Origin of the sequence: Planococcus salinus (genome assembly GCF_003719725.1) — a bacterium.
Classification (GTDB): Bacteria; Bacillota; Bacilli; order Bacillales_A; family Planococcaceae; genus Planococcus; species Planococcus salinus.
Map to the genome: position 1 here is coordinate 19638 of NZ_RIAX01000008.1, position 12314 is coordinate 31951.

The 12314-nt window shown below is 46.2% G+C and carries 12 protein-coding genes; 6 read left to right on the top strand and 6 right to left on the bottom strand.

What is annotated here, in order from left to right:
- Window positions 1-118 precede the first annotated feature (118 nt).
- The 3 genes from EEX84_RS11300 to EEX84_RS11310 all read left to right on the top strand — a co-directional run bounded on the left by EEX84_RS11300 (window position 119) and on the right by EEX84_RS11310 (window position 2510).
- A complete protein-coding gene (locus EEX84_RS11300) occupies window positions 119-1240 on the top strand; it encodes an NADH-dependent flavin oxidoreductase (protein ID WP_123165755.1) in 1122 nt (373 codons plus the stop codon).
- A gap of 184 nt (window positions 1241-1424) precedes the next feature.
- Entirely contained in the window at window positions 1425-1979 is a 555-nt protein-coding gene (locus EEX84_RS11305) for a GNAT family N-acetyltransferase (protein WP_123165756.1), read from the top strand.
- Between the two features lie 165 nt (window positions 1980-2144).
- The gene (locus EEX84_RS11310) at window positions 2145-2510 is read left to right on the top strand and encodes a cupin domain-containing protein (protein WP_123165757.1); all 366 of its coding nucleotides are present in this window, start codon (window positions 2145-2147) and stop codon (window positions 2508-2510) included.
- 105 nt (window positions 2511-2615) lie between these two features.
- Here EEX84_RS11310 and EEX84_RS11315 read toward each other — a convergent pair whose 3' ends face one another.
- On the bottom strand, window positions 2616-4271 hold the full coding sequence (locus tag EEX84_RS11315; RefSeq protein ID WP_123165758.1) for an alkaline phosphatase: 1656 nt from the start codon (window positions 4269-4271) through the stop codon (window positions 2616-2618).
- A 534-nt stretch (window positions 4272-4805) separates the two neighbouring features.
- Here EEX84_RS11315 and EEX84_RS11325 point away from each other — a divergent pair.
- Window positions 4806-6443, top strand: a complete 1638-nt coding sequence (locus EEX84_RS11325; protein WP_123165760.1) for a glycoside hydrolase family 13 protein — start codon at window positions 4806-4808, stop codon at window positions 6441-6443.
- Window positions 6444-6609: 166 nt separating this feature from the next.
- Complete coding sequence (locus tag EEX84_RS11330; RefSeq protein ID WP_123165761.1) at window positions 6610-7104, top strand: YehS family protein; 495 nt, start codon at window positions 6610-6612, stop codon at window positions 7102-7104.
- A gap of 592 nt (window positions 7105-7696) precedes the next feature.
- Here the strand turns inward: EEX84_RS11330 and EEX84_RS11335 are convergent.
- The 4 genes from EEX84_RS11335 to EEX84_RS11350 form a co-directional block, all read right to left on the bottom strand.
- Window positions 7697-8560: a S16 family serine protease gene (locus EEX84_RS11335; RefSeq protein WP_158599110.1), complete on the bottom strand. Its 864-nt coding sequence runs from the start codon at window positions 8558-8560 to the stop codon at window positions 7697-7699.
- Between the two features lie 224 nt (window positions 8561-8784).
- Complete coding sequence (locus tag EEX84_RS11340; RefSeq protein ID WP_123165763.1) at window positions 8785-9696, bottom strand: DMT family transporter; 912 nt, start codon at window positions 9694-9696, stop codon at window positions 8785-8787.
- 172 nt (window positions 9697-9868) lie between these two features.
- Window positions 9869-10075: a TM2 domain-containing protein gene (locus EEX84_RS11345; protein WP_192892960.1), complete on the bottom strand. Its 207-nt coding sequence runs from the start codon at window positions 10073-10075 to the stop codon at window positions 9869-9871.
- 69 nt (window positions 10076-10144) lie between these two features.
- A complete protein-coding gene (locus EEX84_RS11350; protein ID WP_275669734.1) occupies window positions 10145-11035 on the bottom strand; it encodes an aldo/keto reductase in 891 nt (296 codons plus the stop codon).
- Between the two features lie 120 nt (window positions 11036-11155).
- Between EEX84_RS11350 and EEX84_RS16605 the strand changes: the two genes are divergently transcribed.
- The gene (locus EEX84_RS16605; RefSeq protein ID WP_192892961.1) at window positions 11156-11326 is read left to right on the top strand and encodes a hypothetical protein; all 171 of its coding nucleotides are present in this window, start codon (window positions 11156-11158) and stop codon (window positions 11324-11326) included.
- A gap of 50 nt (window positions 11327-11376) precedes the next feature.
- On the opposite strand, the gene EEX84_RS11355 is transcribed toward EEX84_RS16605, so the two are convergent.
- Window positions 11377-12264, bottom strand: coding sequence for a fructose bisphosphate aldolase (locus tag EEX84_RS11355; RefSeq protein ID WP_123165764.1), 888 nt, complete (start codon window positions 12262-12264; stop codon window positions 11377-11379).
- Window positions 12265-12314 lie beyond the last annotated feature (50 nt).

Here is a 12314-nt window from a genome sequence, read left to right on the forward strand (position 1 = left end):
GGCAGATTCTCTCCTTTTTGTTTCTGCATCCAGTAGGATATATAGTAGCGAAGAGCTGCGGCATAAACGCTTATCTGTCCGTTTTTTCGGGTAAAGAGATTTTTAAGGAGGCATTCATATGGCAACCAAGACAGAAAATATTTTTAAACCCTATACATTCCGGTCAGGAGTAACTGTTGAAAATCGGGTATTCATGGCACCGATGACCACGTCCTCTTCACTGCCGAACGGCGATGTGGCAGATGAGGAACTGGTTTACTACAAGCGCCGGGCAGCCAGTGGACTGGGTGCCATTATAACAGCATGCGCACATGTTGAACCGCTTGGTGTCGGCTTTCCGAACGCATTTGGTGCAGACAGTGACGAGCGGATTGACAGCCTGTCCCGCTTGGCGCGGTCAATCCAGGACGGAGGCTCAAAAGCGATTCTGCAGATTTTTCACGCCGGGCGGATGTCGAACAGTGAGCTGTTGAACGGCGAACAGCCCGTGTCAGCAAGCAGTATCGCGGCACCTCGGCCGAATGCCGAAACACCGCGTGAAATGACGGCAGATGAAATCGAAGCGACGATTGCCGCTTTCGGAGAGGCGACAAGACGTGCTATCCAGGCAGGTTTTGACGGCGTGGAAATCCACGGTGCCAATACGTATTTGATCCAGCAGTTTTTCTCTCCGCATTCGAACCGGCGGACAGACCAGTGGGGCGGCGATGTCGTTGGACGCATGGCGTTTCCGCTGGCGGTCATCGAATCCATACAGGAGGCGGTCGCAAACTATGCGGATAAGCCGTTTGCTGTCGGTTACCGGATCAGTCCGGAAGAACGCGAAGAACCGGGAATTACTATGGAAGATACACTGAAGTTCGTGACAGCCATCGCGGACAAAGGCGTGGATTACCTGCACGTGTCTGTAGGGAATTTCCATGGTGGCTCACTGCGTGAAGATGACAGCCATTCGCGGGTGGACATTCTCCAGCAGCATATCGGCGACCGGATTCCGGTTATCGGTGTCGGCGGCCTTCAGACACTGGATCAGGTGAAAGAGGCATTGGAAATCACTCCGTTTGTATCACTCGGACATGCTGTCCTGATGGATCCGGACTGGCTTGGAAAAGTGAAGAAAAGACAGGAAGAAAACATCTTCCAGGCACTTTACTTAAGCAGGAAAGACGAACTCGACATTCCGGAGAATCTGTGGAATATGATTACAAACGCACCTGGCTGGTTCCGGGTGGAGGAATAGGTTTCATAACTGGATAAATGAAAGAATAAGACAGCCGTCTCAATCAAATACTTTTGAGGATGGCTGTTTTTTGATTGATTACAGGTGGAACATTCATAAAAAAATGCTCTTCATCTTTATGAAAGTGAAACAAATACTTCATAATTGAATCTCCAGTTTCTATAGTGGGGGAGAAAGGATTTTTATGAAATGCGATTATATTTTTGAATCGGATCGATTGGGTTTTAGAAGGTGGAAAGATACTGATAAAGAAGTGTTTTCATCGATGAATGCCGATGATTCGGTGATGGCGTTTTTCCCCGGTAAGCTAACGAAAGCACAGTCAGATTCGCTGATTGATAAAATGGAAGAACACCTGGAGGCAAAAGGTTACGGCTTATGGGCAGTGGAACTGAAAAAAGATGGGTCTTTCATCGGTTTTATCGGTTTGTCAGAAGTGAACTTGGAGGTTGAGTTTAAAGGAGCCATTGAAATCGGGTGGCGGCTGGATAAAAAATATTGGAAGAAAGGGTATGCAAGGGAAGGAGCTGAAGCTTGTTTGGCCTATGCATTTGAGACACTAAAAATGAAGGAAATCCATTCCTTCACTTCTGCATTGAATCTGCCTTCTGAAATGGTAATGAAAAGAATCGGCATGACAAAAATTGGTGAATTCGAGCATCCGCTTCTGGCGGAACATCATCCATTGAGAAAACACGTTTTATATAAAATAACCAGTTCGACGTATCATTCGAAATAGTTGTTTGAGCAGCAGTAGAATCCGGAAGCGGCTGCCATGTTTTAGATCAACTGCATATTACTATGAAAAACATCATGGTATAGAATAAATTGAAGCTGATTATAAATGTAGATACGAGTTTGTTAGAAGTACGTAACAAAAAATTTCAAAATAGGGGTGTTCATATTGTCTTATCAACCGATCAATTTACGTGAGAAACTGACAAAATTTCAAGAGCAATGGTCGCCGAAAGTCATTGCGGAAATGAATGATTATCAATTTAAAGTGGTCAAAGTACAGGGTGACTTTGTTTGGCATAAACATGAAGACACTGATGAAGTGTTTTTCGTCATCAAAGGAGAAATCACCATCGAATTCCGGGACGGGGAAGTCACATTAGGAGAGGGAGAAATGTTCGTGGTTCCTAAAGGGATGGAGCATAAGCCATATGCAAAAAACGAAGCTGAAATTCTGCTGGTGGAACCCAAGGGAGTTGTAAATACGGGAGACCAGATCAGTGCCCAAACTGCAGAAAATGATGTGTGGATATGACTTGAGTGTTGACCGTTTGCGAGAATGAACAAGCAGGTGTTCAACATTCAAATGAAGAGTGCTTTTCTTGGTTTCCATAACTGAAAGAAAGCACTTTACCCCTTTTTATTTTGACATGTTGAATGCCTCTTTTGATACAAAGAAGTCTTCTCCGTTATAAACAATGACACCTTCCAGCATCTTTGTGTACGTTTTTTTATTCTGTGTGACATGGGCTATGTTTTTATTGACAGGCAATTCGATTTTTATCTTGTTCTTTTCTGCAATGAATACAGGATTGTTTTCATCCGTTTCGTCAATGTGAGTCGTGTAACCTTTCTGTTCAAAAGATTCTTTCGCATTGACGAATAACTTATCAGTTGTTTTTTCAAGATCAATGTTCATAAACGTCGCCATTGTTTTGGCAATGTCCGTGTTATCCACTAAACCAGACGGCTTGGACGGGCCGTATGCGTATAAGAATACATCTTCTCCAGTATGTCCACCAGTCGAGAAGCCAATGTTCGCTCGTTGTGCCAGCATATCAGCCATGTCAGCCGCCAGCGTGTCCGATTGTTTCAATGTATTGACTTCCTCTTCAGTCAAGTTATCCAAACCGTATAGTTCAGCAGCTTCTCTCATATTGGAGCGGTCAGATTTTAATGTTTTCAGAGCCCCTTCAATCGTCATTACCGCTTTCTTCAAAGGATCGACATATTCTGACACCGGGATAGCTGGGTAAGTTGAGTTTGTATTCACGTTCCCCATGGTGATTCCGCTGTTCCCGTGATCGCTGACCGCAATAACCATCGTATTGCCATCCTCTTTTGCAAAATCCACGGCTTCTTGTACCGCTGCGTCAAAAGCCAGGACATCGCTTATGATTCCTACTGTGTCGTTCGCATGTGCTGCCCAGTCCACTTTGCTTCCTTCGACAAACAGGAAGAATCCATCTTCGTCTTTTGACAGGGTGTCAATTCCTTTTTTCGTCATTTCAGCAAGAGAAGGCTGCTCTTCATTGGTTTCTTGACGGTCAAATTCGTATGCAAGGGCGGAAGGAGCGAATGAACCCCATAGCTTATCTGATGTTGAATTCAAAAGTTCATCTCTCGATTCCACAAAGTCATACCCATTTTCATGAATTACATCAATCAGGTTTTCACCATCGACGCGTGCGTTTTTAGTCGATCCTGGAGCAAGGGATTCTTTTCCTCCTCCCAGTACAACTTCAATGTCTTGGTATACTTGCTGTTCGGCAATATCCTGGTAGTTGCTTCGATGAACGGCGTGAGCAGAAAAACCTGCCGGCGTTGCGTGCTGAATCTCTGAAGTGGAGATGATTCCTGTCGATTTCCCTAATAACTCCGCTCCCTCCAACACGCTGGCAACCGGTTTATATGTATCCTCGGGATCAATCGGATCGACACCCGGCGTATTCACGAGTTCAGGAAGAAGGCCGATGATCTTATCGTTGGACTTGTTGCCAGTCGCTAAAGCAGTAGCTGCAGGGGCGGAGTCAGTAATTGCAGATTCGGCAGAATGGGTATGCATGCCACCTACAAGGATGCTATCCATTGCAAGGTCTTCACCTTTGTACCATCTTGCCAGAGTAGTAGCACCGGCACTCGTGCCGTCCATCACCATCATAATGACGTTGGTCGGTTCGCTTTTCTTGTCTTTTGCTTCAGTTGCTGTTCCATTTGCTGCGAAGGCCAAAGAAGAAACAGCGACAGTGGCGGCGATTGAAATCCCGGCGGCCTTCTTTTTGAAATTACGTTTCATTTTCATATTCCTCCTTAAAATAATATAAGCAAGTTGTATTGCAGTTATGATGATAGAGCACCAGTATTTCAGGGGTATGGATGCTAAGTGAATTTCATGTAAAAATTTTGTTAAGGAAGATGAAAATTCAGGGAATAAAAGGAATTCGAGTTTATAGAACGAGGTTAAAGATGGAGGGAATAATGAAGAAGCGACAAAGAACAATTAAGGGATGGGAAAGCAAGAGTAGATATGGCTTCGCCTGGACATAAGATTTTTATCACTAAAGAGCTTGTATGAAAGAAATTCAAAGAGGAAGAAGGTTTCACCTTAAAAGCTTTTTCACTCTTAATGAAGATAAGAATACTTAGTTGGTATTTCGGGCGGATTCTGCTACACTTTCAATTTGAAATTCATTTTTATAAGGACATGCTGCTGGAAGTTGGAAATGATTTACGAGATAAAACAGATGTTAGAACGTCTTCGAAACAACTCAAAGGTGAACGCCGTTTGATTGGATGGAGGCATGGCTAAGGTCTTTGCGAGGGAGCAGTTATGAAGAGAACATGGTGGAAAGAAGCAGTCGCTTATCAAGTCTATCCAAGGAGTTTCAAAGATTCGAATGGGGATGGGATTGGCGACATTAATGGTGTGACCGACAAATTGGATTATTTGAAAGATCTTGGCATCGATGTTATTTGGATTTGCCCGATGTATAAATCGCCGAATGATGATAATGGATATGACATCAGTGATTACCAGGATATTATGGACGAATTCGGGACCATGGCGGATTTTGACCGTCTGCTGGCAGAAGTTCATGCACGCGGCATGAAGCTCATCATCGATTTGGTCATCAATCACACGAGCGATGAACACCCATGGTTTATGGAATCACGTTCTTCTCTTGAGAATGACAAACGCGACTGGTATATCTGGAGTGATGAACCGACCAATTGGGAAAGCATTTTTGGCGGATCGGCGTGGCAATACGATCAAAAGACCAAACAATATTACCTGCATTTATTTTCCAAAAAGCAGCCGGACTTGAACTGGGAAAATCCCGAAGTCCGTCAGGCATTATATGACATGGTCAACTGGTGGCTGGATAAAGGAATTGACGGCTTCCGTGTTGATGCCATCAGTCACATTAAAAAAGACTTAAGCAATATGGAAGATCCGGAACAAAATCTGTATGTGCCGGCTTGGGATAAAATGAGGAACGTGGAAGGTATCCAGCCGCTCTTAGCCGAACTGCGCGACAACACTTTCGCTAAGCGAGACATTATGACCGTCGGCGAAGCAAATGGAGCGCAGGCTGAAGAAATCGGCGAATGGATCAGTGAAGAGAACGGCAAATTCGATATGGTATTCCAGTTTGAAAGCATGGGATTATGGGACACCGATTCAACAACCGGCATTGATGTGCCGAAGCTGAAAGAAGTGCTGACCAAATGGCAGAAAAGCGTGGAAGGCCAGGGATGGAATGCTTTATTCGTTGAAAATCATGACAAGCCGCGCATCGTTTCCTCGTGGGGAAATGACCGTGAATACTGGCGGGAAAGCGCCACTGCCATCGCCTGCATGTATTTTTTCATGCAAGGCACGCCTTTCATTTACCAGGGGCAGGAAATCGGCATGACCAATGCCCCGTTTGATGATTTGTCACATTACGATGATGTTCAAACACACAATTTATACCATTACAGCCGCTCGGAAGGCATGGGGCACGATGATGTGATGACCATCATCAAAGCGCAGAGCCGCGATCATTCCCGTACGCCGATGCAATGGGATGCAAGTCCGCATGCCGGTTTCTCAGAAGCTGCGCCCTGGCTCCAAGTCAATCCGAATTACCAGCAGATCAATGTGGAAGCACAGCTGGAAGATCCGAATTCCATTCTTTGGTTTTACCGTCGGATGATTTGGCTCCGCAAGCAGACGGATGTGCTGGTATATGGCACCTATGAACTTCAGGATGTTGGGCATGAATCCATTTATGCATATACACGGCATGACGAATCAAAGACGGTGCTGGTCATTACGAATTTGACGCCGTATGCGTGTTACTGGGAAGAGCCGAAAGACGCCCGTTGCTTGCTGGCCAACTATGAAGATCTCGACACAAGTCTGCTCCAGCCTTTTGAAGCGCGGGTATACCAGCTGGCTGATGAACCGGAAAGCAGAAAATAAAAATGTTTCCTGGTGCTGATGGATAATGGCGTTTCGGGTGAGCTTGCAGCTTACCCGAAACGCCATTTTTATAGGAAGGAATTTTTCCCCGCATATGCTATCATGGGAAAGGAATAAACGGATTCATATACAATGGGTTTTACTTTTTACAGGAGGTCGAAGGGGAATGGACAATAACGATATATTAATCAGATTGCGCTATGCGCTGGATATAAAAGACAGTGACGTGGCGGAGATTTTCAAACTGGGCGGCGCGCAGGTATCGCAGGAAGAAGTACCGCTGATTCTCACCAAAACACCAGACTTTGCTGAAGAAGAAGTGGCGCAGAAAGAAAATATCCCGTTGGACAACGATACGTTGGAAGCGTTTTTGAATGGGCTGATCATCTTCAAGCGAGGAAGACAGGAAGGCCAGCCTGAAACGCCGGCGCTGTCTCATGAACGGATCAATAACCTGGTATTGAAGAAAGTGAAAATAGCATTGCAGCTGACGAGTGAAGACATGCTGGAAATTTTCAAAGCGGCGAAATTCACCGTGTCAAAAGGGGAAATCGGTGCTTTCTTACGAAAAGAAGGGCATAAGAATTACAAGGAATGCGGCGACCAGATCACGCGGAATTTCCTGAAAGGCCTGGCAATCAAATATCGCGGGGAGAAGTAAGGAAACGGCACGTCCTGGTCTCAGGACGTGCCGTTTTTTGTATGTTGCTGGTCTTCGGCATGTATTTTGGCCGCGAGGGAACGTATTTCCTTGACGAGAGACAGTAAATGCCGTCGAAGAGACAGTAAATCCAGCGTAAGGGACAGTATATCCAATAAGTGGGAATATTTAAAAGGGAATAAAGAAAGCTGCACTCCCTTCTCAGGGAATGTGCAGCTTTTTCGCGTTGCTGACTTTTGGCCTGTATTTCGGCCACGAGGGAACGTATTTCCTTGACGAGAGACAGTAAATGCCGCCGAAGAGACAGTAAATCCAGCGTAAGGGAAGGTATATCCAAAAAGTGGAAAAATTTAAAAGGAAATAAAGAAAGCTGCACTCCCTTCTCAGGGAATGTGCAGCTTTTTCGCGTTGCTGACTTTTGGTCTGTATTTCGGCCGCGGGGGAACGTATTTCCTTGATAAGAGACAGTAAATGCCGCCGAAGAGACAGTAAATGCCGCCGAAGAGACAGTAAATCCAGCATAAGGGAAGGTATATCCAATAACTGGAACTATTCAAAGGAATAAAGCTCGTCTCTGCGCCTTATGCCAGTGTTACCTGCCATTCACCGCTTCGACAAATGCAAACGCTTCGTCGATGTGAGCCACTGGGACAATTTCGATGGACAGGTTTCTTTCCTCAACAACTTCGCGGGCTTCAGCCGCGTTTTCTGTTGGCACCAGAAGGTAAGGCAAGCCGCTTTGTTCGGCAATGAGCGTTTTTTCAGTGACGACGCCAATTTCGTGGATGCTGCCGTCCGGATGGATTGCTCCTGTAACAGCAATCGGAATTTCATTGGCCACGTCGCGTACGTGTAGGGAAGCAGCCAGCGCAATGCCGAGCCCGAGACTGTTTCCTTCGATATCGGTCCGGTTATAGGCTGCTACTACATCACCGGGCGGAAAACCGAGATATGCTTCCACATTCTCGCGCATTTGGCCGAAATAATCGGTCTTATCCTCGACGAACGCTCGCAAATCTTCATTTTTCTGATGATAGCGCTGCGAATTCGTAATCGGATAAACCGCCAGCACATTTTCGCCTTCTTCGATGAACCCATCATCTTCCCCGTAATAAGCGGTGGTCGTCGTATTCACGATCATCAAATGCACATTGGAATCGGCCGTTGCCGGAATCGGTTCCTTGTACGAAGTGACGGCGTGTGTGGCCAGCTCATAATTGAGCAATCGAATATCAAACAGCAGCAAAAGCGTCAGCACTGCGACAACTGCGCCAACAAATAAAGCCGTGCGCTTGTGATGCCGGACCACCAGCAGCATGACGAATAAAACCAGCAGCCACATAAACAATCCGCCGATATAAACAAAACTGTTCACCCAGTCGAACAGGTACAGTAAAAATAACCCCAAAGCTCCTCCGAGGACGAGTAAGCTTCCTGCAATCATTCCTTTTCTCAATTTTATCCCATCCAATTTCAACATGATCTTCTAAACATACCATATAGTTCCAAGCAATTTGAAGATATTATAAAAATTTACAAAAGTCAGCACCAAATCGGGTATCGAAGAATACGCAGAGATGGCCAGGTCAACTTTGATGGAGTGATCTGATCCTTATCTTCTGACGAAAAAACGCAGCCGGGAACCGTTTGGTCTCCAGCTGCGTTTTTCATTTCAACATATCAGACAGACGATTCCGCTGTCCTGTTGGAAACTTTTCTTTGTTCCCTTCCGAGTGCGTTGACAAGCACTACTCCTCCGATGGCAACCACCCCGCCGATGAGCGACAGACCGGTCGGCAATTCGTGCAGCCACATCCAGGAGACCACAATGGCAACAGCAGGTTCCAGATAAATCAAGCTGGAAACGGAGCTGGCTTTTGCTGTGGATAAAGCGGTCGCCCAAGTGACATAAGCGATGGCCGCCGGGAAAATGCCGACGTAAAGCGTGGCCAAATGCGCCTCCATGCTGGCGTTTTGCAACGCCGGCAAAAGACCCGGGGAAAAGAAGAGAAACGGCAAGGTGCCGGCCCATGTAAAATAAGCGGTCAGCTCGATTGCTGTGTAGCGAGTCAGCAGCGGTTTTTGAAAGACAAAAAAGAGCGATGCCGACAAAGCGGCGATCAGTACGAGCAGAGCCCCGTTTGTTAACGTGAGGGATGCCCCCTCTGAGCCGAAAGCGATCAGTGAAATACCGGCGAATCCGATCCCGAGACCCAGCCAGCCAATGGAAGTCAGCCGTTCTTTCAAGAAGAAAAGAGCGATCAAAGCTGTGAAAATAGGTCCCGATCCCACCAGCATTCCAGCGGTTCCAGCTGAAACGGTTTCCATCCCGAACGTGACGAATGTATGGTAAATACTGATGCCCACCCAGCCAAGGATGAGAATACGTAACATATCCCCTTTTTGCGGAAGCCGGAATTTTGTCCCTGGCCACAACGCGTAAATCAGGAACAACCCCGAAGCGACGAGAAAGCGGACCAAAACATTTTGCCCCGAATCATAACCACCCTGCAAAGCGACGCGGATCGCCGCAAAAGAAGAACCCCAGATCAGGACGGAAAATAAGGCCAATGAAAAAGCTTTTGCGTTCAAGAAATCTCCTCCAGTACTAAAAACAGACAGCTTCTATTATATTCTTTGTTCAGCAGAATGTCTGTAAAAAAGGAAGGAAGATCGTAAAGTGGAACGATTTTTGTCCCAGTACATTAAAAAAGGCACGTGCCCGGAAGAATCCGGACACTGTGCCTATCTGGTGTTTCATTCCTTACCGTCTTACGTATTTGGATTGGAATTTTTCTTCGGAGGACAACAGGTAAATAACGCCTTCGATAAAACCGATTACCGCAGGAATCGCTGTCCAGCAGAAAGCCAAGTACAACAAGCCCATCTTCGGTCGGCCAAGATAGAATTTATGCAATCCGAAATCACCCAGGAAAATACCGAGCAAGCCGGCAGCCAATTTGCTTTTCATCGTGATCATCCTTTCCGATGTTATACATACTTTATCTTTGCCCGGTGCAGTTTCACTTTTTGCAGTAAATCAAATTACATCCAGCGGTGGTTTATGGTTCGGGGGAGGAAAGGCCTCATCAAGCATTTTCAAATCTTCATCCATCAGTTCGATGGCGGCAGCTTCTGCGTTCGCTGTCACATGCTGCGGTTGGCCCGCTTTTGGAATGGAAATAACATGGCCGGAACGAATGGTCCAGGCAAGTGCAATCTGGAGCGGCTCCACATGATGTTTCTCAGCGATTTTTTTGAGAGCCTGATTGGTCTGTAAATTTTTGTGGGGAGAGCCGCCTTGCGCCAAAGGGCTGTAGGCCATGATTGGAATTCCATGTTCCATATGCCAAGGCAGCAGCTCATATTCGATGCCCCGGGAGCCAAGATGATACAACACCTGATTGACCGCACAATTTTCTCCACCCGGTATTTGCAGCAATTCTTCCATATCGTCCACATCGAAATTCGAAACACCCCACCGTTTGATTTTTCCGTCTTTCTTCAATTGTTCCATCCCTTCAACGGTCTCTTCCAAAGGGATTCTTCCGCGCCAATGCAGCAAGTATAAGTCGAGCGTATCCGTTCCTAAGCGTTCCAGGCTGTTTTCGCAGGCTCTGTAAATATCTTTTGTTCCGGCGTTGTGGGGATAGACTTTGGATACCAAAAACACTTGCTCCCGTTTTCCTTGGATTGCTTCTCCTGTGAGGCGCTCTGATTTTCCTTCCCCATACATTTCCGCTGTGTCAATAAGCGTCATTCCGAGTTCGACTCCCAGTTGAAGCGCAGAAATTTCCTGCTCTCTTTTTGCCGGCACATCGCCGATATTCCATGTGCCCTGGCCGATAGCAGGCAACCGGATGCCATCCGGAAGGGCAACGGTCCGCTGCTGGAGTATCTGTCTGATTTTTTCTGAATCCATGAGCATCAATCCTTTCCTATACATTGCTTGGTTCTCTATTCCCTTTCTGGTATTTCTGTAACATTGAAACGGATTGTTCCGTAAAACGTATAACAAGTAATTAATTGCTTTTGAAAAGGAGGAAATCGTATGGCTGGCAATAATAAACCCAAGTCTGTTCGCGGTGGGGGCATGGGAGTAGGTATTGCGCTGGGTGTGGTGATCGGGTCGGCAATGGGGAATATCGGTGTCGGCATCGCAATCGGTGTGGCGTTGGGAGCTGCTTTGGAATCTTCTGCAAAACAAGAGAAAGAGAAATAAAAAGAACGTCCCGGAACAGCTGAGGTCCGGGACGTTTCGTTGATATGTGTTTATGTGATGGATGCGGCATAAATCCCTTTGATTGATTCTTCCAACGTCGCATTGAAGTCTTCGTCTGTCTGATCTGCGGACAAGCCTTCGGACAAAGCTCTTGAGAAGCTGGCGATCAATCCTTCATTAGCTGCCAGTTTTTGAATAGCTTCTTCGCGGGAGTATCCGCCGGAAAGAGCGACTACACGAACCACGTTCGGGTGTTCAATCAATTCTTTATAGAAATTATTCAAAGTCGGAATCGTCAATTTCAATATGACATAATCCTCCTTGCCGAGATTGCCCAAATGGCTCAGGATTTCCGTGTTCAGCAACGTCTCAATTTGCTCTTTGTCCGCACTGTGGATATCCACTTCCGGCTCGATAATCGGAACGAGACCGGCGTTGATCACTTCCATGGCGACTACGAATTGTTGGTCGACCACTTTCTTGATGCCTTCGGGATTTGCTTCTTTGATGACGGAACGCATTTTCGTTCCGAAGATATTATAGCCGTTCGCTCTTTTCAATAAATCTTTTAAGTCTGGATTCGGCTTCATCAATTGAACGCCGTCTTCTTCTTCCGCCAGGCCTTTGTCAATTTTCAGGAACGGTACGACGCCTTTCTGTTCCCAAAGATAATCTGCCGTAAACTGGCTTTCGATTTTCCGTTCCATCGTCTGTTCGAACAGAATAGCGCCGAGAATCGATTCGGAATTGAAGGCAGGAGCGGTGATGATCCGCGTTCTCATTTCATGGACGAGATCAAACATTTCCTCTTCAGTCGAATAGGTATCTTCAGAAACGCCATAAAGTTTCAACGCTTTTGGTGTGCTGCCGCCGCTTTGGTCAAGCGCAGCGATAAATCCTTTTCCGTTTTTGATGACATCAAATTGTTGTGTGTTCATAATTTCAGCTCCTTGGGTCATTTTCTCAAAGATAATAGCAATGGTATAAA